The following is a 26193-nucleotide window of genomic DNA, read 5'->3' as shown; positions in this document are numbered from 1 at the left end:
TGTATGGAAGGGCCATCGCTCAACGGATAAAAGGTACTCCGGGGATAACAGGCTGATACCGCCCAAGAGTTCATATCGACGGCGGTGTTTGGCACCTCGATGTCGGCTCATCACATCCTGGGGCTGAAGCCGGTCCCAAGGGTATGGCTGTTCGCCATTTAAAGTGGTACGCGAGCTGGGTTTAGAACGTCGTGAGACAGTTCGGTCCCTATCTGCCGTGGACGTTTGAGATTTGAGAGGGGCTGACCTTAGTACGAGAGGACCGGGTTGGACGAACCTCTGGTGTTCCGGTTGTCACGCCAGTGGCATTGCCGGGTAGCTATGTTCGGAAAAGATAACCGCTGAAAGCATCTAAGCGGGAAACTTGCCTCAAGATGAGATCTCACTGGAGCCTTGAGCTCCCTAAAGGGCCGTCGAAGACTACGACGTTGATAGGTTGGGTGTGTAAGCGCTGTGAGGCGTTGAGCTAACCAATACTAATTGCCCGTGAGGCTTGACCATATAACACCCAAACAATCTGTAGATTGTCGGTGATGGTGAAGTCGACAAACAAACCGAAAGTTCGCTAAGAACCGCAAAGCCAAGATCACATACCCAATTCGCTGTGGCGACTTAACACCGACACAGCAACCGAATTGCTTGACGACCATAGAGCGTTGGAACCACCTGATCCCATCCCGAACTCAGAAGTGAAACGACGCATCGCCGATGGTAGTGTGGGGCTTCCCCATGTGAGAGTAGGTCATCGTCAAGCTCCTATCCCCAAACCCCCATCCGCATTAGCGGGTGGGGGTTTGGCCTTTATGGGGCCTGGAAAAGCCTGCACTCAAGCATGCGATTGCCAGCGCTTTGCGTTAGGCTTGCGCCTGCCGTCTGATGATTAACCATTGGCTTGAAACGCTTGTTGCCCCTGCAATTGCAGTAGGTGACTCTGCCCTGCTCTGAGGAATGGAGCTTCCCTGCATGACCGAGCTGAATACTGCGAATATCCGTCGTACGACCAATTGGTCCGCCATCTGGGTGTTGCCCTTGATCGCATTGCTGATAGGCGGCTGGTTGGCCTATAGGGCTTACAGTGAGGCAGGTATTGAGATCGAGATTTTTTTCCCAACCGGTGACGGCATTCAGGTCAACAAGACCGAGGTCATCTTCAAGGGAATGTCGATCGGCAAGGTCGTCGGTATGGAGCTTGATGACAAGGGCGAACAGCGAGGTGTGCGCGTCACGGTTGAGATGGACAAGCGCGTTGAGCCTCACCTGCGAAGCAACACGCGTTTTTGGCTGGTCAAACCCAGCGTATCCCTGGCCGGTATAACCGGCTTGGAAACCCTGGTTTCGGGCAACTACATCACGGCAAGTCCCGCGGACGGTGAGCCGACGCGCCAGTTCATCGCCCTGACCGCCCCGCCCCCAATGGCGGACTCGGTGCCAGGATTGCACCTGACGTTGAAAGCGGACCGACTTTCCTCGATCAATCGGGATAGTCCGGTTTTTTACAAGCAGATTCAGGTGGGGCGTGTGAAGGATTACCGCCTCGCTGACGACCAGAGCACGGTGGAAATTCAGGTGTTCATTCAGCCTGAATTCGCCAGTCTGGTACGAAAACACACGCGTTTCTGGAATGCCAGCGGAGTGACCATCAACGCCGGGTTGTCGGGGGTCAAGTTACGTACAGAGTCGCTGGCCAGCATTGTTGCTGGTGGTATCGCTTTTGCGACTCCGGAGCACCGCAAGGATAGCCCGCCCACTGACCCGTCCATTCCCTTCAGGCTGTACGAGGATTTCGACGCGGCGCAGGCGGGTATCAAGGTCACGCTGAAGCTGCAGGACTTCGAGGGTATTGAAGCGGGTCGTACGCCCGTCATGTACAAGGGCATTCAGGTGGGGACGGTGAAGGCCATCAAGGTCGACGAAGACCTCAATTCTGCCTCTCTCGACCTGACCCTGGACCCCAAGGCGGAGGATTATCTGACTGAGGGTACCGAGTTCTGGGTAGTAAAGCCCTCGATCTCCCTGGCCGGTATTACGGGCCTTGAAGCGCTGGTGAAGGGTAATTACATCGCGGTCAAGCCCGGCGTGCGAACTCTGCCGCCTATGCGCGATTTCGTGGCACGACCTAAAGCGCCTCCACTCGATGTTGATGCGCCGGGCCTGCATCTGGTGCTTTTCGCCGATACCCTGGGCTCGCTTGAGGTCGGTAGCCCCATCCTCTACCGCCAGGTAAAGGTCGGCACGATCCAGAGCTTTCAGTTTTCCCGTGATCGCAAGCGTGTTGTGCTGGGCGCGCACATTGAGCAGCCCTACGCCAACCTGGTCAACAGTTCCACGCGCTTCTGGAATTCGAGCGGCATCACGCTGAAGGGTGGCATCTCTTCGGGGATAGAGGTGAAGAGCGAGTCGCTGCAGACGCTTTTGGCCGGTGGTGTGACTTTCGAGACTCCGGACATGAAAGCTCCGGTCAATCGCAAGATTCAGCGTTTCACGCTGCACGCCGATCGCGACGAGGCCATGCAGGAGGGCGTGGCCATCCAGATCAAGGTGCAAAGTGGTGATGGCATCAACCCGGGAACGGCCATAAGGTACAAGGGCATTGAGGTTGGCAAGGTGGAGAGCGTCGAGTTGACCAACGATCTCCAGGCCGTATTACTAAATGCGCGCATCATCAAGGCTAGTGGGCGTATTGCCAGTGCGGGTAGTGAGTTCTGGGTGGTCAAGCCGGAGCTAGGCCTGGTTCGCACCGCCAACCTGGACACGCTGGTCAGCGGTCAGTACCTGGAGGTTCGACCGGCCCCGCAGGTAGGCAAGGCGCAGAACTACTTCGAGGCTCGTAAGCAGCCGCCGACTACTGAAGTGCGTGAGGAAGGCTTGCGCCTGACGCTCAGTGCTGCGCGGCGCGGTTCCATCAAACCGGGGGTGGTGATCAGTTACCGCGAAGTGCCGGTTGGCAAGGTGACCGATTTCGAGCTTGGCCCGACGTCTGATCGCGTGCTGATTCATATTCTGATCGAGCCTCGCTATGCCCCCCTGGTGCGTACTGGGACGCGTTTCTGGAACGCCAGCGGCATCGGTGTGGACGCCGGCCTGTTCAAGGGCGTAAAGGTTCGCACAGAGTCACTGGAGGCGCTGCTGGAAGGTGGCATAGCCTTCGCTACGCCGGACAATGCCGTGATGGGCGGCCCCGCCCAGCCCGGCCAGACCTTTGCCCTCAACGACGAGGTCAACGAGGAGTGGTTGAAATGGGCGCCTAAGATCCGTCTGGAGAACTAGGTGGATTCAGCTTGGTTTAAGTCTGCTTGGCTATCGTGGCTTCCGTCGAAACCAATCACTCCCGACGGAGAATCAAGATGAACAAGCTGACTGCCCTTTTCGCCATCACCACCCTCGCCGCCACTGCCGGTATCGCCCAGGCCCGTGACCTCGGTCCGGACGAGGCTCTGAAACTGCGCGATGCCGGTACCATCCAGAGCTTCGAGAAACTCAATGCCGCCGCCCTGGCCAAGCATCCCGGCGGCCAGGTCACCGAGACCGAGCTAGAAGAAGAATACGGCCGCTACATCTACCAGGTGGAAGTGCGCGACGCCCAAGGTGTGAAGTGGGACCTGGAGCTGGACGCCAGCAATGGCCAGGTGCTGCAGGATCACCAGGACGATTGATCCCACCCCCAAGAAAAAGGGCCGCATCAGGGCCCTTTTCGTTTGCGCAAGGAGTCAGGCCAGCTCGGCCTGCTCCTCGGTGACCTTGGCAGTCTCGCGACGCCTGATGAACTTCCAGTCCGCCTCGTCGATGTAGATGCCGTTCGGCCCGCTGCCGCCTTCCAGGTCGATGGCCACATGGGCTGAGACCTGCGGCTTGACCGACGCTAGGATCGGTACGAAACCGAGCTGCAGGCTGGTCTCGATCAGCGCCTGCTGGTTGCGCTCGTCGATATCCGCCGCTTCGTCGAGGTAGTAGGGCAGACGTACCTTGCCGGCCTGCTCGCGATCCATCAGGTGCAGCAGCAGGTACATGTTGGTCAGCGCCTTGATGGTCATGGTGGTGCCGTTGGAGGCAGCGCCATCGATGTCGGTGTGCATTACCGGCTGACCTCCTACCTTGGTGATCTCGAAGGCCAGCTCGAACAGGTCCTTGAGGCCCAGCTGGTTGCCGTTGGCCGCCACCAGGCGCGACAGATAGTCCTTGGCTTCTTCGTTCTTGGCATCCTGTTCGGCACTCTGCGAGAGGTCGAACACCGACAGGGTCTCGCCTTCCTCGTACTGGCCGGCGCTGTGGATGATCTGGTCGATGTGCTTGAGCGCGTCGCGGTTGGGTGCCAGGACGATGCGGAAGCTCTCCAGGTTGGACACCTGGCGCTTGTTGATCTCGCGGTTGAACAGCGCCAGCTGGTGTTCCAGGTTGTCGTAGTCGCTGCGGATATTGCGCAGGGTGCGGGCGATATCGGTGACCGCCGCGCGGCGCGCCTTGGCCAGGGTCAGCGCCTCGTCCTGACGGTGCGCGTAAGCATTGACCAGCAGTTGCAGTCGGCGCTCCGGATCGTCCTCGCTGTCGAACTTGGCCACGCCCTTGAGGCGCACCTGGGCGTACAGCGCGTCGATCTGGCCGTCGATGCGCTGTAGCGCCTGCCAGCTGTCCTGGTAGTCGTTGAGCAGCGGCAGCAGGTTGTCCAGGCTGTCGTCGACCGGCTCCATGAACGGGGTACCGAAGGGCAGGTCGGCCGGCAGCAGCTGGCGACGGCGCAAGGCGTCTTCCAGGGTGCGTTCCTTGGCTTCCAGGTCTGCCAGTTGGCGGCCGACCAGCTGCAGCTTGGCGGACAGCTGCTGCACGCGCTCGGTGAAGGCGTCCGAGGCGCGCTTGAGTTCGTCCTGGGCGGCTTCGGCTTGGGCGAGCTGCTCCAGCTTGGCCGGCTCTTCGGCGGCCAGGGTCTGGCTCTTGCGGAAGTCTTCCAGGGCCTTCTGTGCATCGAGCACGGCCTGGTACAGCTGCTCGGCCTGGGCCTTGCTCGCCGCGCGGTCGTTGGCCACCGCCTGCTGGGTCTTGAGCTGCTTCAGCTCGCGCTCCAGACGGTCTTTCTGGTCGCGCAGGGCGGCGCGGTCGGCCAGCGCCTGCAGGGCCGGCGGTTCGATATGCGAGAGGTCGATGGACAGGCCCGGCACGGCGAAGGTGTCGCCCTTGAAGCGATCCAGCACCGCCTCGACGGCCTTGACCCAGTCGTCGCCTTCGGCCTGGATGCCTTTCTCACCCAGCGGCAGGCTGAACAGCTGGCCGTTGAACAGGCGCATCAGGCGGTCGACGTCGGCCTGGCTGAACTCCTCGCGCAGGCGCGAGTAGCTGTTGTTGTCGGCGTGGTCGAGCTGCTGCTTGACCGATTTCAGGCGCTTCTCCAGGTCGCGCAGGCGCTCGTCCAGATCCTCGGCGGAGAACTGTCGCGACTGCGCCAGGGCGCCGGCCAGCTCGTCGTGGGCATCCTTGGCAGCGAGCAGCTGCTCCTCCAGCACCTTGGCGTCGGTTACCAGGGCGAAGCGGTTCTTCAACACGGCCAGCTCGCCGAGCCAGCGCTGGATCTCGCTGATCTCGCGCTCCAGGCGCATCAGCTCGGCGGTGCCGCCGCGCTGCTCGTTCTGTAGGCCATCCTGCTTGCGGCGGTAGTGCTCGGCCTGGATCACCAGCTCTTCCTTGCGCGCACCGGAGTAGTCCTGCCAGGCGCCGAGCAGGTTATCCAGCAGCGGTGAAAGGCGATGCAGTTTGCCGCGCAGCACTTCGCGTTGGGCCACACCGCCGGACAGCGCCTCGACCAAGGGACCTGCGGCGACCAGTGCCTGGTAGTCCTGCTCCATGCGGCGCACGTCGCGGAAGGCTTCCTCGGTCGCGGCGATGTAGTCGACGCTGCCGGAGCGCAGGCTGTGCTCGAAGGCATCGAGGAACAGCTGCTTGAGCTTGGCGGCGGTGATCTCGCGCATATGCAGCAGGTTGATGAACAGCGCGCGGAAGGTCTTCAAGCTCTGCTCGCTGGTCGAACGCAGCGGGATCAGGGTCAGGTCCAGCGGGATGCTGGTGTGGCCGCCGACCAGCAGGCGGCGCAGTTCCTCGGGCTTCAGTTCATAGGGCGTGATGCCAGCCTGGCCGAGGTTCTTGAACAGCTCACGCTGGCGCAGGCAGACGCCGTCCTGCTGGTAGTGCTCCAGGTGCAGCTCGCCCTGGTAGGCGAAGAACTGGTGGCCGAAGCCGCCGCCCGGGCCGCGCCCGGCCACGCCGATCACATGCGGGCCGTGGGGCAGGGCGACCTCGACCAGGATGTAGCTGGTGTCGCTGGCGAAGTAGAACTTGCGCGAGGCTTCCAGGCTGTACTTGCCGAAGCTCATGTCGGACATGCGCGCCAGGATGGGGAACTGCAGCGCGTTGATCGACGCCGACTTGCCCAGGTTGTTGGCGCCGTAGACCGACAGCGGGTTTTCCAGCGGGAAGATGCCGAGGCTGTAGCCGGCGGTGTTCAGCAGGGCGAAGCGGCGGATGCCGTAGCGTTCCTGGCTCATGCGTCGATCTCCTGGGCGTTACGTTCCTCGGCCATGGCGCGGGCCAGGGCCTCTTCCTCGGATTCTTCGACGGTCTCGGGTAGCGGCTCGATGCGCACGATGTCTTCTTCGGCGTCGTCCACCACCAACTCCGGCGTCGGCAGCGGCAGGTTGCTGTGCAGGCTGGCGGCCAGGTCGCGGTCCTGCTGCACCGACAGGCACACGTCGAGGAAGCGGTGCATGGGGGCGAGGAAGCGGTACACGCCGTTGTCCTCGCTGGCGAAGCCGAGCTGGGCAAGGCGGCGCATGACCTTCTCTTCCAACTCTTCCTGGGTGGTGACCTCGGCCTGGAGGAACAGGTCCTTGTACTTCTCCAGCAGCGGCGGCAGCTCGTCGCGGCCGAGGCTGCCGCCGTCGAGTACCGCCAGCGGGTCGCGGCCCTGGTCCGCGAGGTGTTCAACCAGGATAAAGGTGAACAGCGCCAGGCGCTGGGCCGTCTTGTTCACCTGTGCGCCCATCTGCTCGGGGACGAAGTAGTAGAAGCCGCGGCTGTCGCACACCAGCTCGTAGCCGAGGGACTTGAACAGCGCGCGGTAGGCGTCCTGCTGGTTGGACAGCTGGGTATACAGCTCGGGGGCGGCACGGCTGATGTGGTAGCCCTTGAACAGCTCACGGAAGATCGGTGCGAGCTGGGTGAGTTCTTTCAGATCGATATTCATGCGCGATGCTCGCAGGCAGTCGTAGGGTGGAAAACCGCACAGCGTTTTCCACCGGAGGATTCGAGGTGCTGGACGGTGGACAAGCGGAGCGTTGTCCACCCTACGCAGGACTTAAGCATTGGGGCGACCTACCAGGGCATAGGAGCTCAGGCTGACCTGATGCTCGCGGGTGAGGTAGTCGCGGCGTTCGAGGCGCTCGCGCTGGAAGCGGCCGTCACGCGACAGCCGCGAGAACCAGTAGAGGAGCTCATCGGTTGCGCCTTCCGGCTCCTGCTCCAGCAGCCAGGTCATCAGGTCCGGTAGCGGCAGGGCCTGCTCGCAGCGCTCGATCATCTCGCGGGCGGTGCGTGGCGCCTTGGGCGGTGCGCCCTTGCGCGAGCCGCTGGCGCGCGGGAACTGGTTGGGCTTGGGCTGGAAGCGGGCCAGGGCGTAGACGTAGCTCTCCACCTGGCTGGCGGTGCCGAGGAAGGTGCTCTGCGGCCGGGTGAACAGCGGCATCGAGGCCTGCGGCAGGGCGTCCAGGCCCTTCTTGCGGATCACCGACAGGGCCAGCGCGGCGCCACGGGTCACGGCGTTGTGCCGGCGCGCTTCCTCGCGCAGCGGGAGCAGCAGCTCGCGGGCCTTGCGCAGGGTCAGCTGAGCGACGGTCTGCATCTCCAGGATGCGCGCGTGGGTGCGCAGCAGCAGGTCGTCGTCGACCAGCTGGCCGAGGCGCTGCTGTTCGCCGAGCAGGCGCAGCAGTACCTGCTCGACGCGGCGTACACCCTGCTCGAAGGCGCCGTCGGCGGAGACCAGCTGGATCATCGGCTCGACATATTCGTCCCAGGTGGCCAGCACCTCGGCGTAGCGCTGGCGCAGTGGAATCTGCCGGTCGCTGGTCTTGGCCCGCTCGGCTACACCGACCAGCGCCTGCTCGTCGTTGGCCAGTTTCTTGAGAACGTCCCTGACGCGCATATCGAGCAGGCGCAGCTGGCGCGCCAGGTCGTTGCCGTCGCGCACTTCGAAGGCGTCCTGGATATAGCCGGCCAGGCGCTCCAGGTGGCGCAGGTAGGCTTCGATCTCCAGGCACAGGCCGAGGCGGTGCTCACGGCGCAGGTAGGCGAGGAAGTCGTGGATCTGTGCGTTCAGCTCGAAGCGGTTGGGGCTCTTGGCCACCGGCACCAGGATGTCCAGGCGGATCCACTGGTCGAGCAGGGCGGTGATGTCGGCGGGGCTGCCCTCGGGCAGCTGCGTGCTGAGCTGGTTGCGCAGCTCCACCAGGCTCAGGGTGCCGGTGTCGAAGCGCTCGCACAGCGGTTCGAGCAGCGTCCAGTGCTCGGCGAGGGCGCGCAACACGCGCTTGGGGTCGATCATGGGCGGGGTCGGTCCGTCGCAAAAGCCCGGATTGTACTGGAAAGGGCCTGTACATGACCGTCACTCCATCGGCCTTTTCCCGGGGGCCGATTCAGTCCACAATTCGCGCCTGATTCCGTCCGTCCTGGAAGCCGCTCTTGATCGAAGAAGTCCGCCGCCGCGCCTATCTGACCGCCATGCAGGTGGCCAGCTGGTTGCCGCGCGTGGAGCTGCCGTTCGCCGCGCCCTCGCGCCCCGAGCTGTTGCAGCCGCCACCCCAGGCGGAAGTCGCGCCCGTTGTGCCCGTCGCCGCGCCAGTGGCGGAGGCCAAGGCAGCGGTCGAGCCGCCGCGTCCGGTCATCGAAGTGCCGCGCCCCTCGGCGGCTTCCAAGGTATTCGCCAAGCCGGAGGCCAAGGCCGAGCCGGAGGCATTGCCGGTGGTCGAGGCCAAGCCGGTGCTGCCGCCGCCGCGCTTCGCCCTGCAGTTGCTGCGTGCCGGTGATTGCGCACTGTTGGTCGAGCTGGCCACCGGCGAGCCGTTCCAGAGCCGCGACCCTTCCTATCTGTTGCTCAAGGACCTCCTGCGCGCCGCTGGCCTGCCGGATGCACCGCAGCAGGTCGGCGATGGCTCGCCGATCCGCTGGCCGCTGCTCACCCGCGGCAACCTCGACCAGGGGCCGGATGCCGCCCGCGACTATGTGCAGGGCGTGCTGGCCGGTCAGCTGGAAGCCGAGCCCTGCCGCTGCCTGTGGCTGATCGGCCTGCCCGCCGTGCGCTTCGCCGGGGAGGCGGATGCCGAGGCCTACAACCGCGAGCTGCAGGTCGAGGGGCTGGGCGCTGCCTGGGCGCTGCCGAGTCTGGAACTGCAGATGGACGAGCCCGAACGCAAAGCCGAGGTCTGGCGTGCCATGCGCCGCATCATGCCGCGCTGGAAGCAGCCGTCATGAGTGCCGCTGTCCACTTCCGCCCGATGACCGAGGCGGACCTCGACCGCGTGGTGCAGATCGAGAATGCGGCCTTCAGTCATCCCTGGAGCCGCAATCTGTTCGCCGATGGCCTCAAGTCCTATGACTGCTGGCTGATGTTTGACGGGGATGAGCAGGTTGGCCACGGCATCATCCAGATCATTCTCGACGAGGCGCATCTGCTCAATATCACCGTGCGCCCGCAGAGCCAGGGCCGCGGGCTGGGGTTGCAGTTACTGGAGCACCTGATGCAGCGCGCCCGCCAGCTCGGCGCGGGCGAGTGCTTCCTCGAAGTGCGTGCCAGCAACCAGAGTGCCTACCGCCTCTACGAGCGTTACGGCTTCAATGAAGTCGGCCGCCGACGCGACTACTATCCGGCCGCCGGTGGGCGCGAGGATGCCCTGGTGATGGCCTGTACGCTGTTCGATTAGGCCCGGGCATCCACATGCCCAGATGGCTTCGGCGCTTCTCTGCATGGCGTGATCGTTCATGAGTCGTGCTGTGCTGTTGGCCTGGGCCGGCCTGGCGCTGGCCAGCCTGTTCTGGGCCGGCAATTCGCTGGTGGCGCGTGCTTTCACCGGGGCGATTCCGCCGATGTCGCTGGCCTTCTGGCGCTGGGCCATAGCCCTGGTCATCCTCCTGCCTCTGGTCGGCCCCTCGCTCTGGCAGCATCGTCAGGTGCTGCGCAGGGCCGGCTGGCGCCTGTGGCTGCTGGCGGCGCTGGCCATCACCGCCTACAACTGCCTGCTCTATACCGCCGCGCTCAGTACAGCGGCGATCAACCTGAGCCTGGTCAGTACCTGCCTGCCGCTGGCCACCTTTATCGGCGCCGGGCTGCTGCTCGGTGAGTGGCCGGCGCGCAGAGCTTGGGTTGGTTTGCTGCTGGCCCTGTTCGGCTTGCTGTGGCTGATCTGCCAGGGCGACTGGCGAGTGCTGGCCAGCCTGTCGTTTGCCGAGGGCGATCTGCTGATGGTGCTCGCCACCCTGGACTGGGCGCTGTATTCGCTGCTGTTGCGGCGCTGGAGTGCCTACTTCCAGTTGCCCCCCTTCACCCTACTGGGCGCCCTGGTGCTGCTCGGCCTGGTCATGCTGGCACCTTTCTACGCCTGGGAGCTTTGGCAAGGAGCGCGCTTTGAACTCAGCCCGGCGAACCTCGCCGCCATCGGCTACACCGCGCTATTCGCATCAGTGGCGGCCTATCAGTTGTGGAACATCGGCTTGCGCGAGCTGGGGGCTTCGCGGACTGCGATGAGCAACTACCTGATGCCGGTGTTCACCGCCATCCTCGCCTGGGTGCTGCTGGATGAGAGTCTGCAGGACTATCACTGGGTAGGTGGGGCGTTGATCGTCAGCGGGTTGCTGCTGGCGGGGAGAGGGCGGGCGCAGTAGCAGAAGTTGCCCCGCCGGAAACGACTCTGACAAGGGCACCTACAAAAGCCTTGCTTTCATGATGAACGGGAGGGTTGTCGGGTTTTGGCTATTGGCACAGGCACATTCAGCCTGCTGCTGACCAAATGACAAGACACAGCTCGAAATCGCAAGGCTGCAGCCTCTGAATCTGAAAGCGATCTGTAAGCGAAATGTGTCAATGCGGATGCTGAAACGACAAGGGCTAGCTTTCGCTAACCCTTTTCTTTGCTGTCATCGGTAGGCTGTCCAGAGAATAATTGGATTCTGGCCAGCCGTTTCCTCGGCAGAAGCGGTGATTTGCCCTTCTTTCACTCGCCATACCACTAGTGGCTTTCCGAACGAATCTGTTCCGTACCGGTTGTCTATACGTGGATAGTCCGCGAGCTTTCTGGACAGGTAGTTCTGAAGCTTGGGGAAGCTGTCCGCAGCGAATTCAATACGGACGTTTTGCAGCTTTCCATTACCAAAGAAAAACGTCACCAGCCTTGCGGGAATGTTGTCATATGCGCTTCTGATATGGGCTGAGCACAGGTAATCATTACTGGCGCTGATTCGCTCAGCAGGCCCCAGATTTCCATAGCACTCTAGCTCGTGGCCTCGAGCCCGATTCTCCGCAATGATTTCCTCTTGTGCGCGAGGTGCGAAGTAATCTGGCGACTCGGTGAACGTAGGTGTACCTAGGCTCTTGTACCAGTCAGAGAGCTCATACTGGGTATGGAGGGGGAGGTTGTCGTAGCCGATTTTGGCCACGGCGAGCAGCACCGTTACGCCCAAGGTGACTTTGAGAATATTCATACGCATCCCTGCTTGTTTTGAGCTGTGGTCTCTATGTAGTCACTTCGTAGTCACTACCCCAGAAACGACAAAGGGCTAGCTTGCGCTAACCCTTTGTTTTGTATGGTGGCTACACCGGGACTTGAACCTGGGACATCAGCATTATGAATGCTGCGCTCTAACCGACTGAGCTATGTAGCCGAGTGGCGCGCATTATTCTCTTGTCCGGGCGGAGTGTCAACCCCTGTTTTGCGAATAAATTGATGCCTTATCAAGCGCTTAGGTGCAGCGACTGGGCAAACGAAAAGCCCCGCGGAGGCGGGGCTTGGCGAGGGTTAGACGTTGAAGCGGAAGTGCATCACGTCGCCATCCTTGACGATGTAGTCCTTGCCTTCCAGGCGCCATTTGCCGGCTTCCTTGGCGCCGGCTTCGCCCTTGTACTGAATGAAGTCGTCGTAGGCGACCACTTCGGCGCGGATGAAGCCTTTCTCGAAGTCGGTGTGGATCACGGCGGCGGCCTGCGGGGCGGTGGCGCCGATGCGCACGGTCCAGGCGCGCACTTCCTTCACGCCGGCGGTGAAATAGGTCTGCAGGTTGAGCAGCGAGTAGCCGGCGCGGATCACGCGGTTCAGGCCCGGCTCTTCCATGCCCATGGACTCGAGGAACATCTGCTTCTCCTCGTCTTCGTCCAGCTCGGCGATCTCGGCCTCGATCTTGTTGCACACCGGTACCACGATGGCGCCTTCTTCCTCGGCGATGGCCTTGACCACATCCAGGTGCGGGTTGTTCTCGAAGCCGTCCTCGGCGACGTTGGCGATGTACATCACCGGCTTGCTGGTGAGCAGGTGGAAGCCGCGAATGATCAGCTTCTCGTCGGCGCTCATGTTCTTCATCAGGCTGCGCGCAGGCTTGCCCTCGCTGAAGTGGGGGATGAGCTTCTCGAGGATGGCTTTCTGCGCCAGGGCTTCCTTGTCGCCGCCCTTGGCGTTGCGCGCGACCTTCTGTAGCTGCTTCTCGCAGCTGTCGAGGTCGGCGAAGATCAGTTCGAGGTCGATGATCTCGATGTCGCGTTTGGGATCGACGCTGTTGGCGACATGGATGACGTTCTCGTCTTCGAAGCAGCGCACCACGTGAGCGATCGCATCGGTCTCGCGGATGTTGGCGAGGAACTTGTTGCCCAGGCCTTCACCCTTGGAGGCGCCAGCCACCAGGCCGGCGATGTCGACGAATTCCATGGTGGTGGGGATGACGCGCTCGGGCTTGACGATGGCGGCCAGGGCATCCAGGCGCGCATCCGGCATCGGTACGATGCCGCTGTTCGGCTCGATGGTGCAGAAGGGGAAGTTCTCCGCGGCGATGCCGGATTTGGTCAGGGCGTTGAACAGGGTGGACTTGCCGACGTTGGGCAGGCCGACGATGCCGCAGTTGAATCCCATGGTGTATCCCTCGCGGAGATGAAGTCGTGAAAAGGGTCAGGCTTTCTGGCTGTGCAGCTTCTGCATCGCCTTGGTCCAGTCGCCGACGAGCATTTCGGGCAATACGCCCAGGGCGTTGTCGATGCTCTTGTCCAGCAGCTCCTGCTCGCTGCGCGGGGCGCGGCCGAGGACGAAGCCGGAGACCAGGCTGGCGTGGCCGGGGTGGCCGATGCCCAGGCGCAGGCGGTGGAAGCCGTTCTGATTGCCGCACTGCGCGATGATGTCGCGCAGGCCGTTGTGGCCGCCGTGGCCGCCGCCGAGTTTCAGTTTGGCGACGCCGGGAGGCATGTCGAGTTCGTCATGGGCCACCAGCATGGCGTCGACCGGAATGCGGAAGAAATTTGCCAGCGCCGCCACGGCCTGGCCGCTGCGGTTCATGTAGGTGGTGGGGATGAGCAGACGAACGTCGCGGCCCTGATGGCTGAATTTACCCACCAGGCCGAAATACTTCTTGTCGAGGGCGAGGCTGACGCGTTGGCTGTCGGCCAGGCGCTCAACGAAAAGGGCCCCTGCGTTATGCCGGGTCTGGTCGTATTCGGGGCCTGGATTACCCAGGCCGACGATCAGTTGAATGGCAGTCACGTCAGGGGCCCTTTTGCAGGATTGCAGCGCGTGAGTGATTACTCGGCGCTTTCGTCCTTCACTCGGGAGGCGTGGATGTTGGCGACTGCCAGGTCGTTGCCGTGGGCCAGGGCCACCAGCTCGACGCCTTTCGGCAGCTTGATGTCGGACAGGTGAACGATCTGGCCGACTTCCACTTTAGCCAGGTCGACTTCGATGAATTCCGGCAGGTCTTGCGGCTGGCAGGAAACTTCGACTTCGGAGATGGTGTGGGAGACTTCGCCGCCTTGCTGCTTCACGCCAACGGAAGTGGCTTCGTTGATGAAGTGCAGGGGAACATGGGCGCTCAGCTTCTGGCCAGCTACGACGCGAACGAAGTCGGCGTGCAGAACGAAGCCTTTGGCCGGGTGGCGCTGCAGGGCTTTGATCACGACGCTTTCGTTGGTGCCGGCAACGTTCAGGGTCAGCACGTGGCTGAAGGCAGCTTCGTTTTCCAGCAGCTTGGCCAGGTCTTTGGCCAGCAGGCTGATGGATTGGGCCGGCTTCTCGCCGCCGTAGATTACGGCAGGAACCAGGCTCTCGTTACGACGCAGGCGGCGGCTCGCACCTTTCCCCAGGTCGGAACGCACTTCGGCATTCAGGGCAAAATTAGTCATTACAGTTCTCCAAATAGACCAAACCGTCCGAAGCGCTTGCGACCAGCGTGCGGACGGTTGGGCAAAAAGCCCCGCGCGTGACGGGGCACTTGTCGCCAGGGATGGTCCGCTTAGCGGAACATCGCGCTGATCGATTCTTCGTTGCTGATGCGGCGAACCGCTTCAGCGATAACCGGGGCCATGTCCAGCTGACGGATGCGGGAGCAGGCCTGAGCCGCGGCGGACAGCGGGATGGTGTTGGTCACCACCAGTGCGTCCAGCACGGAGTTTTCCAGGTTCTCGATGGCGCGGCCCGACAGCACCGGGTGGGTGGCGTAGGCGTAGACCTTCGAGGCGCCGTGCTCCTTCAGTGCCTTGGCGGCATGGCAGAGAGTGCCGGCGGTGTCGACCATGTCGTCGACCAGCACGCAGGTGCGGCCTTCGACATCGCCGATGATGTGCATGACTTCGGAAACGTTGGCTTTCTCACGACGCTTGTCGATGATTGCCAGGTCGACGCCCAGGCTCTTGGCCACGGCGCGGGCGCGAACCACGCCGCCGATGTCCGGGGACACGATCATCAGGTTCTCGAAACGCTGATCCTGAATGTCGTCAGTCAGCACCGGCGAGCCATAGATGTTGTCCACTGGTACGTCGAAGAAGCCCTGAATCTGGTCGGCGTGCAGGTCGACGGTGAGTACGCGGTCGATACCGACCACGGTCAGCATGTCGGCCACCACCTTGGCGCTGATGGCCACGCGGGCGGAGCGCGGGCGGCGATCCTGGCGGGCATAGCCGAAGTAGGGGATGACGGCGGTGATACGCGTCGCCGAGGAGCGGCGGAAGGCGTCAGCCATCACCACCAGTTCCATCAGGTTGTCGTTGGTCGGCGCGCAGGTTGGCTGGATGATGAAAACATCCTTGCCACGCACGTTCTCGTTGATCTCGGCGCTGATTTCGCCGTCGGAGAACTTGCCTACGGAAGCATCGCCCAGAGGGATATGCAGCTGACGCACGATGCGACGAGCCAGATCGGGGTTGGAGTTCCCCGTGAAGACCATCATCTTGGACACGCGCAGTACCTGCCTGGTGTGGTTCCGATGAAAAAAGCTGTTCAAAAAGGCCTGCTTTCTGAACAGCTTTCGAGTATATGGCAGGGGCGGCTGGATTCGAACCAACGCATGGCAGGATCAAAACCTGCTGCCTTACCGCTTGGCGACGCCCCTAAAGTATTTGTCGAATGCTGGGAGGTTAATGGCAGGGGCGGCTGGATTCGAACCAACGCATGGCAGGATCAAAACCTGCTGCCTTACCGCTTGGCGACGCCCCTGTATCGCGTCCCGCATTCACTTCCGAGTTACCGTTTCCAGCTTGCGGTGCAAAGGAGACCTGTTGCAGCCGCGAGCAATGAAGCTCGGCAGGGTGTCCGGAAGTTGGCGCGAGACTTTATCAGCATCGGCCTGGTTTGGGAAGCTCCCAAACACGCAAGCTCCGGTTCCGGTCATCTTCGCTGCAACAAATTTGTTGAGCGTTTTCAGGGCGTTACGCACTTCTGGGTAACGCTTCTCGACAACCGGTTGGCAGTCGTTATGACCACCCCCCTCGGGAAGGCTGCGAACTGTAATGGCGGGGGTATCGCGTGTCAACTCGGGTGCGGCAAAAACTTCCGCAGTGCTGACGCTGACCTGCGGGATGGCGACCAGGAACCAGGGTTCGGCCAGCTCGACCGGTTGCAGCTGTTCGCCCACACCTTCGGCGAAGGCCGCGCGGCCACGCACGAACACCGGTACGTCGGCACCCAGCGCCAGGCCCAGCTCGGCCAGGCGCTCTTCACCCAGGTTGGTCTGCCACAGATGATCGAGGCCGAGCAGGGTGGTGGCGGCATCCGAGCTGCCGCCGCCAATGCCGCCGCCCATGGGCAGGCGCTTGTCCAGCCAGATATCGGCCCCCAGCCGGGTTGCGGAGGCTTCCTGCAGGCGCCTGGCGGCGCGCACGATCAGGTTGCTGTCCTGGGGTACGCCGGGAACCTCGGTGTGCAGTCTGATCTCGCCGTCCTGGCGCAGGGCAAAGCCCAGCTCGTCGCCGTAGTCGATGAACTGGAACAGGGTCTGCAACAAGTGATAGCCGTCGGCACGGCGGCCGAGGATATGCAGCATCAGGTTGAGCTTGGCCGGAGCGGGCAGGATCAGTTCGGCGTGATCGGGGATGGCTGGGGTTGTCATGGGCAGTCGTAGCCCGGATGCAATCCGGGGCGCTTTCGGTGGAGTTGTTCCCGGATTGCATCCGGGCTACTGGTTTGTCCGTGTGGATGGAGTCATTGCCCCAGTTGGCGCGGCTGCCAGTCCTTGATCACCAGGGTGATGTCGAGGTCGGTGCCATGCAGCTTGATGCGCTCGGGCAGGCGATAGCCGTTCTGCTCGACGTAGCTCAGGTACTGCAGCTGCCAGCCGTCCTGCTCCAGGCGCGCCAGGTGGCTGTCGTTGTCGAGGGTCACCCGGCTCCTGCTGTCCGGCGCGGGCAGGCCGCGCACCCACCAGAACAGGTGGGAAACCGGCAGGCGCCAGCCCAGCTGTTCTTCCAGCAGAGCCTCGGGCGATTCGGCTTCGTAGCGGCCCTGGTTGGCCACCTCCAGCAGCACCTTGCCTTCGCGTCCGGTCAGGCGCGCGGCGCCGCGGCCGAGCGGGCCGGACAGGCGGATGTCGAAGTAGTCCTGGCGCTGCAGCCAGAACAGCGTGCCGCTACCGGAGTCGCGCGGGGCGCGAATGCCGACCTTGCCGCTGATCTGCCAGCCGTCGAGGGCGGCGACCTGGGCCTTGTGCGCTTGCCAGAGCTTGGCATCGCCCTGGCCTTCGACGGACTCGCGGCTGGTGAGGCCGGCGCAGCCGACGAGGAGGGTGAGCAGGCTGAAAACGAGGGCGTGGCGAAACATGGATCAGGGCTTCTCGGAACCGGTCAGGCGCTTGATGGTGGCGCGCAGGATGGGGCTGTCGGGCTTGGCTTCCAGGGCGGTGGCCCAGACCTCACGGGCCTCGCGCTGCTTGCCCTGGACCCACAGCACTTCGCCCAGGTGGGCGGCGACCTCGTGGTCGGGGAATCTGGCCAGGGCAGCGCGCAGGTGGCGCTCGGCCTCGTCCAGGTTGCCCAGCCGATAGTGGACCCAGCCCAGGCTGTCGAGGGTTGCGGCGTCTTCCGGGTTGAGCTGGTGCGCCTGCTCGATCAGGGCCTTGGCCTCCTCGTAGCGGCTGGTGCGGTCGGCCAGGGTGTAGCCGAGGGCATTGAGCGCAGTGGCGTTGTCCGGTTCACGCGCGATGATGTCGCGCAGGTCGCGCTCCAGGCCGTTCAGGTCGCCACGCTTCTCGGCCAGCATGGCACGCGTATAGAGCAGGTTGGTATCGCCGGGGAACTGCTCCAGGGCCTTGACGATTACCTGCCAGGACTCGTCGATGCGCTGACGGTTGGCCAGGGCCTCGGACTCGATCAGGTACAGCTGGATGGCATAGTCGGGCTGGGCTTCGCGGCTGCGCGCCAGACGATTGCCGGCCTCGGCGGCGCGGCCTTGTTCGAAGAGGATCTCGGTCTGGCGCGCCTGAGCGGGCAGAAAGTCCTCGCCCGGGCCGACCAGGCCGTACTCGATCAGCGCGCTCTCCTTATCGCCGCGCTGTTCATAGATGCGGCCCAGGTTGAAGTGGGCGGCATCGGTGTGGGCGTTGCGTGCGACCAGCTCTTCCAGGTAGGTGGCTGCTTCGTCCCAGGCTTCATCCTCCAGGCACACCAGGGCCAGGGAGTAGCGCAGGTCGTCGTCATCGGGGAACTGTTGGACCAGCCCGGAAAACTCGCTCTTGGCTTCGTCCAGGCGCTTGAGTTCGACCAGCTGGCGGGCATAGGTCAGGCGCAGGCGTTTGTCTTCCGGGTGCTTGTCCAGGCCCTTCTGCAGCAGCTTGGCGGCTTCCTCACCGCGCTGCAGGCCCTGCAGGAGGCGGGCGCGCAACAGCAGTGGCGGAATCTCCTGCTCGCTGGCGGCATGCGCCTCGAGCAGTTCCAGGGCTTCTTCGGCGCGGTTGTCCTGGTGCAGCAGCAGCGCCTTGCCGAACAGCAGCTGGCCGTTTTCCGGGTATTTCTGCAGCAGGCGATCGAAGCTCTGCAGCAGCCCGGCGCGAGTATCCGGGTCGGTTTCGGCGGCTGACAGGGCGAGGAAGTCGAAGTGCGTGTCGCCCTGGCGCTGCAGCACCTTTTCCATGTAGCGCATGGACTCGTCGTAGCGACCGGCACGCGCCAGCTGCACGGCAGCCGCGCGTTGGGCGTCGAGGCTGTCGGGCGCGCTGTCGGACCAGATCAGCGCACTGTCCAGGGCCGCCTGCTCGGCGCCCAGGTACTCGGCGATGCGGAAGGCGCGCTCGGCGACGCCGGGGTCGCGGGTGGCATTGGCCTGCTGCACATAGTTGCCCAGGGCGATGTCGAAGCGGTTGCGCTGGCCGGCCAGCTCGGCAGCGAGCAAGGCGTACAGGGTCTCTTCGCTGAACGAAGCGTACTGCTTGGGCTCGGGCGCGGCCTGGCTGGTATTGGCATCCTCCACCGGCGGGGTGCCGTCCGGCGTGGGGGCCAGGCTCTGGCAGCCGGCGAGCAGGAGGGAGGCAGTCAGCAACGCGAGGGATTTGTTCATAAAGGAAAGCTGCGGTCCGTGGCGTGGCTGCATCATGACACAAGCGGCGGGCGCAAGCCCACCGCGCCACGCGGGTTTGCCGAACGGGTCAATTTGTCGCGCCAGTTGTCCTGCCTCGGGTGACGTAGGACAATTGCCGGTCTTTCAAACCTGTCTAGCGACTCTGCATGGCCTTCCTCGCCCTCGGTATCAACCACAAGACCGCCTCGGTGGACGTCCGCGAACGCGTGGCCTTCACCCCCGAGCAGCTGGTCGAGGCCCTGCAGCAGCTCTGTCGCCTCACGCCCAGCCGCGAGGCGGCGATCCTCTCCACCTGCAACCGCAGCGAGCTGTACCTGGAGCAGGACCAGCTGTCCGCCGACGAAGTGCTGCGCTGGCTGGCCGACTACCACCGCCTCAATCTCGATGAGCTGCGTGCCTGCGCCTATATCCACCAGGACAACGACGCCGTGCGCCACATGATGCGAGTGGCCGCCGGGCTGGACTCGATGATCCTTGGCGAGCCGCAGATTCTCGGCCAGATGAAGTCTGCCTACGCCGTGGCGCGTGAGGCCGGCACCGTCGGCCCGTTGCTCGGCCGCCTGTTCCAGGCCACGTTCAGCACCGCCAAGACCGTGCGCACCGATACCGCCATCGGCGAGAACCCGGTGTCGGTGGCCTTCGCCGCCGTCAGCCTGGCCAAGCAGATCTTCGCCGACCTGCACCGCAGCCAGGCGCTGCTGATCGGCGCTGGCGAGACCATCAGCCTGGTCGCCCGCCACCTGCATGACCAGGGCGTGAAGCGCATCGTGGTGGCCAACCGCACCCTCGAGCGCGCCAGCCAGCTGGCCGAGCAGTTCGGCGCCCACGCCGTGTTGCTGGCGGACATCCCGCAGGAGCTGGCGCACAGCGATATCGTCATCAGCTCGACCGCCAGCCAGTTGCCGATTCTGGGCAAGGGCGCGGTGGAGCGTGCGCTCAAGCAGCGCAAGCACAAGCCCATGTTCATGGTCGACATCGCCGTACCGCGCGACATCGAGCCGGAAGTGGGCGAGCTGGATGACGTCTACCTCTACACCGTGGACGATCTGCACGAGGTCATCGAGGAAAACCTCAAGAGCCGTCAGGGCGCGGCCCAGGCGGCCGAGGAGCTGGTGTCCGCCGGTGCCGACGACTTCATGCAGCGCCTGCGCGAACTGGCCGCGGTGGACGTGCTCAAGGCCTACCGCCAGCAGGCCGAGCGCCTGCGCGACGAGGAGCTGGCCAAGGCGCAGCGCCTGCTCGCCGCCGGCGGCAACGCCGAGGACGTGCTGGCCCAGCTGGCCCGTGGCCTGACCAACAAGCTGCTGCACGCACCCAGCGTGCAGCTGAAGAAAATCTCTGCCGACGGCCGCTTCGAAGCGCTGGCCGTGGCCCAGGAACTCTTTGCCCTCGACGAGGGCCCGAGCAAACCATGAAAGCCTCCCTGCTGAAGAAACTCGACATCCTCCACGACCGTTTCGAGGAGCTCACCGCGCTGCTCGGCGATGCCGAGGTGATCAGCGACCAGAACCGCTTCCGCGCCTACTCCAAGGAGTACGCCGAAGTCGAGCCGGTCATCGCCGCCTACCGCGAGTTCCGCAAGACCCAGGACGACCTCGAGGGCGCCCAGGCGCTGCTCAAGGACGGCGACCCGGAAATGCGCGAGATGGCCGAGGAGGAAGTGGCCCAGGCCAAGGAGGCCCTGCTCGGGCTGGAAGACCGCCTGCAGCGCATGCTGCTGCCCAAGGACCCCAACGACGGGCGCAACGTGTTCCTGGAAATCCGTGCCGGCACGGGTGGCGACGAGGCGGCGATCTTCTCCGGCGACCTGTTCCGCATGTATTCGCGTTATGCCGAGCGCCAGGGCTGGCGGGTCGAGATCCTCTCGGAAAACATCGGCGAGCATGGCGGTTACAAGGAGGTCATCAGCCGGGTGGAAGGCGACAACGTCTACGCCAAGCTCAAGTTCGAGTCCGGCGCCCACCGCGTGCAGCGCGTGCCGGAGACCGAATCGCAGGGGCGCATCCACACCTCCGCCTGCACCGTCGCCGTGCTGCCGGAGCCGGACGAACAGCAGGCCATCGAGATCAACCCGGCCGATCTGCGCGTGGACACCTACCGCGCCTCGGGCGCCGGTGGCCAGCACGTGAACAAGACCGATTCGGCGATCCGCATCACCCACCTGCCCACCGGCATGGTGGTGGAGTGCCAGGAAGAACGCTCGCAGCACAAGAACCGCGCCAAGGCCATGGCCTGGCTGGCGGCCAAGCTGCAGGACCAGCAGGACGCCGCCGCGCACAAGGAAATCTCCGATACCCGCCGCCTGCTGGTGGGTTCCGGCGACCGCTCGGAGCGCATCCGCACCTACAACTTCCCGCAAGGGCGGGTCACCGACCACCGCATCAACCTGACCCTGTATTCGCTGAACGAAGTGATCGGTGGCGCGGTGGAGCAGGTGATCGAACCGCTGCTGCAGGAATACCAGGCCGACCAGCTGGCGGCGCTGGGCGATTGATTGATTTCACCCCTCTCCCGCCGGGAGAGGGGCCGGGTGGAGGGGCTTTCAGGTTGCTCCGAGTGGCCTGCGACTCCCTCACTCCAGCCCTCTCCCAGGGGGAGAGGGGGTTGAAGGCATAGGACCTTGTGCATGGCCACCATCCAATCCCTGCTCGACAGCGCCGAACTGCCCGCCTCGCCGACGGCGCGGCTGGATGCCGAGCTGTTGCTGGCCGCCGCCCTGGGCAAGTCGCGCAGCTACCTGCGCACCTGGCCCGAGCATGAGCCGGGTGCCGAACAGCTGGCCGCTTTCGCTGCCCTGCTGGAGCGCCGCCGGATGGGTGAGCCGGTGGCCTATATCCTCGGTCACCAGGGCTTCTGGAGCCTGGACCTGGAAGTGGCGCCGCACACCCTGATTCCCCGCCCCGACACTGAGCTGCTGGTGGAGGCTGCCCTGCAGCTGGCTCCGGCTACGCCGCTGCGGGTGCTCGACCTGGGCACCGGCACTGGTGCCATCGCCCTGGCCCTGGCCTGCGAGCGCGGCGGCTGGCAGGTGACCGGCGTGGATCGTATCGCCGAGGCGGTGGAACTGGCCGAGCGCAATCGCCAGCGCCTCCACCTGGGCAACGCCGAGTTTCGCCAGAGCAGCTGGTTCGACGGCCTGGCTGGCGAGCGTTTCGACCTGATCCTCAGCAACCCGCCCTACATTGCCGCGGACGACCGCCATCTAGGCGAGGGTGATGTGCGCTTCGAGCCGCTCAGCGCGCTGGTGGCCGGCGTCGACGGGCTGGACGATATCCGCCAGATCATCGCCCAGGCGCCGCAGCACCTTGAAGCCGGCGGCTGGCTGCTGCTGGAGCATGGCTACGATCAGGCCGAGGCCGTGCGCGGGCTGCTGGCCGCTGCCGGTTTCACCGAGGTTCACAGCCGTCGTGACCTCGGCGGCCACGAACGCATTTCCCTGGGACGATGGACGCCATGAGCCTGGAACTGAACGACGACGAGCTGCTGCGCTACAGCCGGCAGATACTGCTGCCGCAGATCGATGTGGCGGGGCAGCTGCGTCTCAAGCAGAGCCGGGTGCTGATCGTCGGGCTCGGCGGCCTCGGCTCACCGGCGGCTCTGTACCTGGCCGCCGCCGGGGTCGGCGAGCTGCACCTGGCCGACTTCGACAGGGTCGACCTGACCAATCTGCAGCGGCAGATCATTCACGACAGCGAGCAGGTCGGCGTGGCCAAGGTCGACTCGGCGATGGCCCGTCTGTCCGCGATTAATCCGCAGATCGCCCTGGTGCCGCATCGCTCGGCGCTGGACGAGGAATCGCTGGCGGCGGCGGTGGCAGCGGTCGATCTGGTGCTGGACTGCTCGGACAACTTCACCACCCGCGAGGCGGTCAACGCCGCCTGTGTGGCCGCCGGCAAGCCGCTGGTGTCCGGCGCGGCGATCCGCCTGGAGGGTCAGCTCGCGGTGTTCGACCCGCGCGACACAGCCAGCCCTTGCTATCACTGCCTCTATGGCCATGGCAGCGAGGCCGAGCTGACCTGCAGCGAGGCCGGTGTGGTCGGCCCATTGGTAGGCCTGGTCGGCAGTCTGCAGGCGCTGGAGGCGCTCAAGCTGCTGGCCGGTTTTGGCGAGCCGCTGGTGGGTCGCCTGCTGCTGATCGACGCGTTGGGTTCGCGCTTTCGCGAGCTGCGGGTCAAGCGCGACCCCGCGTGTTCGGTGTGCGGAGCGCGGCCATGAGCCAGGCACCGATCGGTGTGTTCGATTCCGGCGTCGGCGGTCTCTCGGTGCTGCGCGAGATCCGCGCGCGCCTGCCGCGTGAATCGCTGCTGTACGTGGCCGACAGCGGCCATGTGCCCTACGGCGAGAAGAGCGCAGAGTTCATCCGCGCACGCAGCCAGCACATCGCCGAGTTTCTCCTCGGCCAGGGCGCCAAGGCGCTGGTGCTGGCCTGCAACACCGCGACCGCTGCGGCGGTGGCCGAGTTGCGCGAACGCTACCCCGCATTGCCCATCGTCGGCATGGAGCCGGCAGTCAAGCCGGCGGCGGCCGCCACCCGCAGCGGCGCGGTCGGTGTGCTGGCCACCACCGGTACGCTGAAAAGTGCCAAGTTCGCCGCGCTGCTGGATCGGTTTGCCGCCGACGTGCGGGTGATCACCCAGCCCTGCCCGGGGTTGGTCGAGCAGATCGAAGCCGGTGAACTGGACAGTCCGCGCACCCGCGCGCTGCTGCAAGGCTGGGTCGAGCCGCTGCTGGCCGAGGGCTGCGACACGCTGATCCTCGGCTGCACCCACTATCCCTTCATCAAGCCGCTGCTGCGCGAGCTGGTGCCGGCGTCCGTCAGCCTGGTCGATACCGGTGCGGCGGTGGCAAGGCGGCTGGAGCAGTTGCTGGCCGAACGCGGCCTGCTGGCGGCGGACGGCGAGGGTGGCGCGCAGTTCTGGTCCAGCGCCGCGCCGGAGCAGCTGGCCCGGGTGTTGCCGGTGCTCTGGGGTGAGGCTCCGGCCGTGGCGGCGCTACCCTGAGGGCCGCAAGTGGCGGCTTTTCTTAGGGGGGGCAATTTCTATACTCTTTGTGTGCCTATACCGTCGTTTCATTTCCGTACAGGACGTCATAATGAAAAAGATCTGTTCTCTGGCCGCCTTGGCGGCCCTTGCGCTGGGGAGCCTGTCTGCACAGGCTGTGGACTTCACCGCCGCCATCGGTCAGAGCGGCGACTCCAACATGGTCTATCGCCTCGGTGCCCAGTGGAACTGGGATAGCAGCTGGTGGCAAAGCAGTGTCGGCCGCCTGACCGGCTACTGGGATGCCGGCTACACCTACTGGGACGGTGACGAGACGTCGAGCAACCACAGCCTGTCGTTCAGCCCGGTGTTCGTCTACGAGTTCGCCGGCGAGAGCGTGCAGCCTTACATCGAGGCCGGTATCGGCGTCGCTGCCTTCGCCGATACCGACCTGGAAGACAACGACCTGGGCTCGTCCTTCCAGTTTGAGGACCGCCTCGGTGCCGGCCTGCGTTTCTCCGGCCAGGAGATCGGCATCCGCGCGCTGCATTACTCCAACGCCGGCATCAAGCAGCCCAACGATGGCGTCGAAGCCTACACGCTGCATTACCGCACAAGCTTCTAAGCGGCGCTGGGTGTGAAAAAGCCGGGCTGGGTGCCCGGCTTTTTTGTGGCCGATGGTCAGCGGTAAATGGCGGCGATGCCCTGGCGCTCATCACGGCACTCGGCCGAGCCCATCTCGAATTCGCGGCAGATCAGTGGGCGCACCTCATAGATGGTGCAGCGCATGCTGTCGCGGTCCAGTGCTGCGCACCAGCCGTCATCCAGGCGGCGCATCACCTCGCCGCCCCAGGCGTCGGTGGTGATGAAACGTTGCGGTACGCCGGTCTCGGTGATCAGCATGACTTCCAGCTGGCAGCAGCAGGCCGCGCAGTTGCTGCAGCTGGCATCGTCGGCGGGAAGTTGCAGGTGGGCAATGGTGCTCATGGCCGCGCAGTGTACGGCAGTCACGCGCGGCCTGCTCATCCGGCCGACCACGGCCATGCCTTACAGGGTGACGCGGCTGGCGCCATTGACCGAGGCGATGCGCACGCGATCACCGACGCGGAACTGCTGGGCCGGGTCGACCTCCTGCACATAGGCGCGCAGGTTGCCGTCGTCCTCGCGCACGGTGATCTCCACGCCCTGGCTGCGCGTCAGGCCTTCCTCGGCTGCCGCCCCGGCCATGCCGCCGGCCACGCCGCCAAGCACCGTAGCGATGGTACTGCCGCGGCCGCCGCCGATACTGCTGCCGGCGATGCCGCCCACCGCAGCCCCGGCGATGGCGCCGATCGGCGTGCGGGTACCTTCGATCTGTACCGGGCGCAGCGACTCGATGGTGCCCAGGCGCACCGTCTGCACGGCACGGGCATCGGCGCGCGAGTAGGTGGAACCGTTGAGGTCGGAGGCGCAGCCGCTCAGCAGCAGAACGGCGCTCAGGCTGCCAGTCAGCAGCAGGGTCGGGAAGCGTTGCATGGCTCGGTCCTCGTGGACATCTTTGAAGATGGCTACAGAGTAAGGACCACTCGCTGAACGCCTGCTGAACCCTGGCTGAACCGTTGCTGAACGCGCTGAAGATCAGGGACTCAGCCGATCTGTCGGGCTCGCAGCCGGTACATCCCCGCGAACCCGTGCACCACCAGCATCACCGCCGCCCAGACCGCCGATAGCAGCAGCAGGGTCGGCCATTGCCCCAGTGGCAGGCCGACGTCCGCCAGGCGCGCGCCGGCCAGGTAGGAGAGCGGCCCGGCCAGCGCGCCGAGCAGGCTGCTCAGCCACCAGGGGCGGGCGCTCCAGGCCAGGCTGTGGTTGAGCGTGGTGGCGAACAGCGCCCATAGCAGGGCAAGCCAGGCCGGCAACAGGGGGCTGTCGCCGACGAAGTCGAACACGCCGAGGTTGAGCAGGAAGCTGTCCAGCGCGCAGCCGAACAGCGTCACGCTGGCCACCAGGCGGCCCTCGGTGCGCCAGCTGGCGACCCAGAGGAAATGCGCGACCAGGCAGGCCAGTGCCACTGCCAGCAGCCAGGGGTGCCGGGCGCCGAAGATGCAGGCGAACCAGCCGACCTGGAACAGCACGGCGTTGAGAATCAGCGAGCGGGGAGCGGTGAGCATGGGTGG

25 protein-coding genes, 3 tRNA genes and 2 rRNA genes (1 of these 30 cut by a window edge) are annotated in these 26193 nt (G+C 64.6%); 13 read left to right on the top strand and 17 right to left on the bottom strand.

The genetic code is table 11. The features are described from left to right. From ACOAPY_RS17205 to ACOAPY_RS17190, 4 genes are all read left to right on the top strand, one after another. Nucleotides 1–501 (top strand): 23S ribosomal RNA (locus tag ACOAPY_RS17205) (it extends 2390 nt beyond the left edge of the window). A 137-nt stretch (nucleotides 502–638) separates the two neighbouring features. After that, nucleotides 639–754 (top strand): 5S ribosomal RNA (rrf, locus tag ACOAPY_RS17200). Between the two features lie 209 nt (nucleotides 755–963). Next, nucleotides 964–3267 carry a PqiB family protein gene (locus ACOAPY_RS17195; RefSeq protein WP_465154129.1) on the top strand — a complete coding sequence of 768 codons (2304 nt, stop codon included), beginning with the start codon at nucleotides 964–966 and terminating at the stop codon, nucleotides 3265–3267. A gap of 77 nt (nucleotides 3268–3344) precedes the next feature. Then, nucleotides 3345–3653: a PepSY domain-containing protein gene (locus ACOAPY_RS17190; RefSeq protein ID WP_061903451.1), complete on the top strand. Its 309-nt coding sequence runs from the start codon at nucleotides 3345–3347 to the stop codon at nucleotides 3651–3653. A 54-nt stretch (nucleotides 3654–3707) separates the two neighbouring features. Here the strand turns inward: ACOAPY_RS17190 and mksF are convergent, their stop codons facing one another. From mksF to mksB, 3 genes are all read right to left on the bottom strand, one after another. Continuing rightward, complete coding sequence (mksF, locus tag ACOAPY_RS17185) at nucleotides 3708–6527, bottom strand: Mks condensin complex protein MksF (RefSeq protein ID WP_465154128.1); 2820 nt, start codon at nucleotides 6525–6527, stop codon at nucleotides 3708–3710. Next, nucleotides 6524–7225, bottom strand: coding sequence for an Mks condensin complex protein MksE (gene mksE / locus ACOAPY_RS17180; RefSeq protein ID WP_465154127.1), 702 nt, complete (start codon nucleotides 7223–7225; stop codon nucleotides 6524–6526). The genes mksF and mksE overlap by 4 nt, the downstream gene beginning before the upstream one ends. A gap of 111 nt (nucleotides 7226–7336) precedes the next feature. Then, complete coding sequence (mksB, locus tag ACOAPY_RS17175) at nucleotides 7337–8578, bottom strand: Mks condensin complex protein MksB (protein ID WP_465154126.1); 1242 nt, start codon at nucleotides 8576–8578, stop codon at nucleotides 7337–7339. A 137-nt stretch (nucleotides 8579–8715) separates the two neighbouring features. Between mksB and ACOAPY_RS17170 the strand changes: the two genes are divergently transcribed. The 3 genes from ACOAPY_RS17170 to ACOAPY_RS17160 are packed head-to-tail and all read left to right on the top strand — an operon-like array spanning nucleotide 8716 to nucleotide 10911. Continuing rightward, nucleotides 8716–9504 carry an energy transducer TonB gene (locus ACOAPY_RS17170; RefSeq protein WP_465154125.1) on the top strand — a complete coding sequence of 263 codons (789 nt, stop codon included), beginning with the start codon at nucleotides 8716–8718 and terminating at the stop codon, nucleotides 9502–9504. Then, complete coding sequence (gene rimI / locus ACOAPY_RS17165) at nucleotides 9501–9953, top strand: ribosomal protein S18-alanine N-acetyltransferase (RefSeq protein ID WP_465154124.1); 453 nt, start codon at nucleotides 9501–9503, stop codon at nucleotides 9951–9953. The genes ACOAPY_RS17170 and rimI overlap by 4 nt, the downstream gene beginning before the upstream one ends. A 58-nt stretch (nucleotides 9954–10011) precedes the next feature. After that, the gene (locus ACOAPY_RS17160; protein WP_465154123.1) at nucleotides 10012–10911 is read left to right on the top strand and encodes a DMT family transporter; all 900 of its coding nucleotides are present in this window, start codon (nucleotides 10012–10014) and stop codon (nucleotides 10909–10911) included. Between the two features lie 252 nt (nucleotides 10912–11163). On the opposite strand, the gene ACOAPY_RS17155 is transcribed toward ACOAPY_RS17160, so the two are convergent. The 11 genes from ACOAPY_RS17155 to ACOAPY_RS17105 form a co-directional block, all read right to left on the bottom strand. Beyond that, nucleotides 11164–11727 (bottom strand): hypothetical protein, encoded by a 564-nt coding sequence (locus ACOAPY_RS17155; RefSeq protein WP_465154121.1) that lies wholly within the window; start codon nucleotides 11725–11727, stop codon nucleotides 11164–11166. A gap of 103 nt (nucleotides 11728–11830) precedes the next feature. After that, nucleotides 11831–11907 (bottom strand) — tRNA-Met (locus tag ACOAPY_RS17150). A 134-nt stretch (nucleotides 11908–12041) separates the two neighbouring features. Further along, nucleotides 12042–13142: a redox-regulated ATPase YchF gene (gene ychF, locus ACOAPY_RS17145; protein ID WP_076425822.1), complete on the bottom strand. Its 1101-nt coding sequence runs from the start codon at nucleotides 13140–13142 to the stop codon at nucleotides 12042–12044. A gap of 36 nt (nucleotides 13143–13178) precedes the next feature. Next, the gene (gene pth, locus ACOAPY_RS17140; protein WP_076579953.1) at nucleotides 13179–13763 is read right to left on the bottom strand and encodes an aminoacyl-tRNA hydrolase; all 585 of its coding nucleotides are present in this window, start codon (nucleotides 13761–13763) and stop codon (nucleotides 13179–13181) included. A 38-nt stretch (nucleotides 13764–13801) separates the two neighbouring features. Beyond that, entirely contained in the window at nucleotides 13802–14398 is a 597-nt protein-coding gene (locus tag ACOAPY_RS17135) for a 50S ribosomal protein L25/general stress protein Ctc (RefSeq protein WP_076425819.1), read from the bottom strand. Between the two features lie 110 nt (nucleotides 14399–14508). Further along, complete coding sequence (locus ACOAPY_RS17130; RefSeq protein WP_043307172.1) at nucleotides 14509–15450, bottom strand: ribose-phosphate pyrophosphokinase; 942 nt, start codon at nucleotides 15448–15450, stop codon at nucleotides 14509–14511. A gap of 78 nt (nucleotides 15451–15528) precedes the next feature. Then, nucleotides 15529–15603 (bottom strand) — tRNA-Gln (locus tag ACOAPY_RS17125). Nucleotides 15604–15632: 29 nt separating this feature from the next. Continuing rightward, nucleotides 15633–15707 (bottom strand) — tRNA-Gln (locus ACOAPY_RS17120). A gap of 16 nt (nucleotides 15708–15723) precedes the next feature. Next, nucleotides 15724–16599 carry a 4-(cytidine 5'-diphospho)-2-C-methyl-D-erythritol kinase gene (gene ispE, locus ACOAPY_RS17115; protein WP_465154120.1) on the bottom strand — a complete coding sequence of 292 codons (876 nt, stop codon included), beginning with the start codon at nucleotides 16597–16599 and terminating at the stop codon, nucleotides 15724–15726. Nucleotides 16600–16691: 92 nt separating this feature from the next. Next, complete coding sequence (gene lolB, locus ACOAPY_RS17110) at nucleotides 16692–17306, bottom strand: lipoprotein insertase outer membrane protein LolB (protein WP_465154119.1); 615 nt, start codon at nucleotides 17304–17306, stop codon at nucleotides 16692–16694. 3 nt (nucleotides 17307–17309) lie between these two features. After that, nucleotides 17310–19037 (bottom strand): tetratricopeptide repeat protein, encoded by a 1728-nt coding sequence (locus ACOAPY_RS17105; RefSeq protein WP_076579949.1) that lies wholly within the window; start codon nucleotides 19035–19037, stop codon nucleotides 17310–17312. A 167-nt stretch (nucleotides 19038–19204) separates the two neighbouring features. On the opposite strand from ACOAPY_RS17105, the gene hemA reads away from it, so the two are divergent. From hemA to ACOAPY_RS17075, 6 genes are all read left to right on the top strand, one after another. Beyond that, entirely contained in the window at nucleotides 19205–20473 is a 1269-nt protein-coding gene (gene hemA, locus ACOAPY_RS17100) for a glutamyl-tRNA reductase (RefSeq protein ID WP_330098705.1), read from the top strand. Beyond that, entirely contained in the window at nucleotides 20470–21552 is a 1083-nt protein-coding gene (gene prfA, locus ACOAPY_RS17095) for a peptide chain release factor 1 (RefSeq protein WP_061903467.1), read from the top strand. Before hemA ends, prfA begins: the two co-directional genes overlap by 4 nt. Before the next feature lie 132 nt (nucleotides 21553–21684). Further along, complete coding sequence (gene prmC, locus ACOAPY_RS17090) at nucleotides 21685–22515, top strand: peptide chain release factor N(5)-glutamine methyltransferase (RefSeq protein WP_465154118.1); 831 nt, start codon at nucleotides 21685–21687, stop codon at nucleotides 22513–22515. Then, complete coding sequence (locus ACOAPY_RS17085) at nucleotides 22512–23273, top strand: molybdopterin-synthase adenylyltransferase MoeB (RefSeq protein WP_465154117.1); 762 nt, start codon at nucleotides 22512–22514, stop codon at nucleotides 23271–23273. Before prmC ends, ACOAPY_RS17085 begins: the two co-directional genes overlap by 4 nt. After that, the gene (gene murI / locus ACOAPY_RS17080) at nucleotides 23270–24058 is read left to right on the top strand and encodes a glutamate racemase (protein WP_465154115.1); all 789 of its coding nucleotides are present in this window, start codon (nucleotides 23270–23272) and stop codon (nucleotides 24056–24058) included. The genes ACOAPY_RS17085 and murI overlap by 4 nt, the downstream gene beginning before the upstream one ends. A gap of 91 nt (nucleotides 24059–24149) precedes the next feature. Beyond that, entirely contained in the window at nucleotides 24150–24662 is a 513-nt protein-coding gene (locus ACOAPY_RS17075) for an acyloxyacyl hydrolase (RefSeq protein ID WP_465154114.1), read from the top strand. A 56-nt stretch (nucleotides 24663–24718) separates the two neighbouring features. On the opposite strand, the gene ACOAPY_RS17070 is transcribed toward ACOAPY_RS17075, so the two are convergent. The 3 genes from ACOAPY_RS17070 to ACOAPY_RS17060 form a co-directional block, all read right to left on the bottom strand. Further along, complete coding sequence (locus ACOAPY_RS17070) at nucleotides 24719–25024, bottom strand: YkgJ family cysteine cluster protein (protein WP_076579935.1); 306 nt, start codon at nucleotides 25022–25024, stop codon at nucleotides 24719–24721. A 60-nt stretch (nucleotides 25025–25084) separates the two neighbouring features. After that, complete coding sequence (locus tag ACOAPY_RS17065; protein ID WP_465154113.1) at nucleotides 25085–25552, bottom strand: outer membrane lipoprotein; 468 nt, start codon at nucleotides 25550–25552, stop codon at nucleotides 25085–25087. Nucleotides 25553–25662: 110 nt separating this feature from the next. Then, nucleotides 25663–26187, bottom strand: a complete 525-nt coding sequence (locus ACOAPY_RS17060) for a DUF2878 domain-containing protein (RefSeq protein ID WP_465154112.1) — start codon at nucleotides 26185–26187, stop codon at nucleotides 25663–25665. Nucleotides 26188–26193: the final 6 nt, after the last annotated feature.

The organism is Pseudomonas stagnisoli (genome assembly GCF_048595745.1).
Taxonomy (GTDB): domain Bacteria; phylum Pseudomonadota; class Gammaproteobacteria; order Pseudomonadales; family Pseudomonadaceae; genus Aquipseudomonas; species Aquipseudomonas alcaligenes_A.
This window is presented reverse-complemented; position numbering and strand designations above follow the sequence as displayed.

What these genes read in the sequence shown, in the direction of transcription:
- ACOAPY_RS17105 (WP_076579949.1), bottom strand. Translation starts at nt 19,037, where the DNA reads ATGAACAAATCCCTCGCGTTGCTGACTGCCTCCCTCCTGCTCGCCGGC.
- ACOAPY_RS17160 (WP_465154123.1), top strand. Translation starts at nt 10,012, where the DNA reads ATGAGTCGTGCTGTGCTGTTGGCCTGGGCCGGCCTGGCGCTGGCCAGC.
- murI (WP_465154115.1), top strand. Translation starts at nt 23,270, where the DNA reads ATGAGCCAGGCACCGATCGGTGTGTTCGATTCCGGCGTCGGCGGTCTC.
- rimI (WP_465154124.1), top strand. Translation starts at nt 9,501, where the DNA reads ATGAGTGCCGCTGTCCACTTCCGCCCGATGACCGAGGCGGACCTCGAC.
- mksF (WP_465154128.1), bottom strand. Translation starts at nt 6,527, where the DNA reads ATGAGCCAGGAACGCTACGGCATCCGCCGCTTCGCCCTGCTGAACACC.
- ACOAPY_RS17075 (WP_465154114.1), top strand. Translation starts at nt 24,150, where the DNA reads ATGAAAAAGATCTGTTCTCTGGCCGCCTTGGCGGCCCTTGCGCTGGGG.
- lolB (WP_465154119.1), bottom strand. Translation starts at nt 17,306, where the DNA reads ATGTTTCGCCACGCCCTCGTTTTCAGCCTGCTCACCCTCCTCGTCGGC.
- ACOAPY_RS17070 (WP_076579935.1), bottom strand. Translation starts at nt 25,024, where the DNA reads ATGAGCACCATTGCCCACCTGCAACTTCCCGCCGACGATGCCAGCTGC.
- ACOAPY_RS17155 (WP_465154121.1), bottom strand. Translation starts at nt 11,727, where the DNA reads ATGAATATTCTCAAAGTCACCTTGGGCGTAACGGTGCTGCTCGCCGTG.
- hemA (WP_330098705.1), top strand. Translation starts at nt 19,205, where the DNA reads ATGGCCTTCCTCGCCCTCGGTATCAACCACAAGACCGCCTCGGTGGAC.
- prmC (WP_465154118.1), top strand. Translation starts at nt 21,685, where the DNA reads ATGGCCACCATCCAATCCCTGCTCGACAGCGCCGAACTGCCCGCCTCG.
- ACOAPY_RS17190 (WP_061903451.1), top strand. Translation starts at nt 3,345, where the DNA reads ATGAACAAGCTGACTGCCCTTTTCGCCATCACCACCCTCGCCGCCACT.
- ACOAPY_RS17135 (WP_076425819.1), bottom strand. Translation starts at nt 14,398, where the DNA reads ATGACTAATTTTGCCCTGAATGCCGAAGTGCGTTCCGACCTGGGGAAA.
- prfA (WP_061903467.1), top strand. Translation starts at nt 20,470, where the DNA reads ATGAAAGCCTCCCTGCTGAAGAAACTCGACATCCTCCACGACCGTTTC.
- ispE (WP_465154120.1), bottom strand. Translation starts at nt 16,599, where the DNA reads ATGACAACCCCAGCCATCCCCGATCACGCCGAACTGATCCTGCCCGCT.
- ychF (WP_076425822.1), bottom strand. Translation starts at nt 13,142, where the DNA reads ATGGGATTCAACTGCGGCATCGTCGGCCTGCCCAACGTCGGCAAGTCC.
- mksB (WP_465154126.1), bottom strand. Translation starts at nt 8,578, where the DNA reads ATGATCGACCCCAAGCGCGTGTTGCGCGCCCTCGCCGAGCACTGGACG.
- ACOAPY_RS17085 (WP_465154117.1), top strand. Translation starts at nt 22,512, where the DNA reads ATGAGCCTGGAACTGAACGACGACGAGCTGCTGCGCTACAGCCGGCAG.
- ACOAPY_RS17065 (WP_465154113.1), bottom strand. Translation starts at nt 25,552, where the DNA reads ATGCAACGCTTCCCGACCCTGCTGCTGACTGGCAGCCTGAGCGCCGTT.
- mksE (WP_465154127.1), bottom strand. Translation starts at nt 7,225, where the DNA reads ATGAATATCGATCTGAAAGAACTCACCCAGCTCGCACCGATCTTCCGT.
- ACOAPY_RS17195 (WP_465154129.1), top strand. Translation starts at nt 964, where the DNA reads ATGACCGAGCTGAATACTGCGAATATCCGTCGTACGACCAATTGGTCC.
- ACOAPY_RS17060 (WP_465154112.1), bottom strand. Translation starts at nt 26,187, where the DNA reads ATGCTCACCGCTCCCCGCTCGCTGATTCTCAACGCCGTGCTGTTCCAG.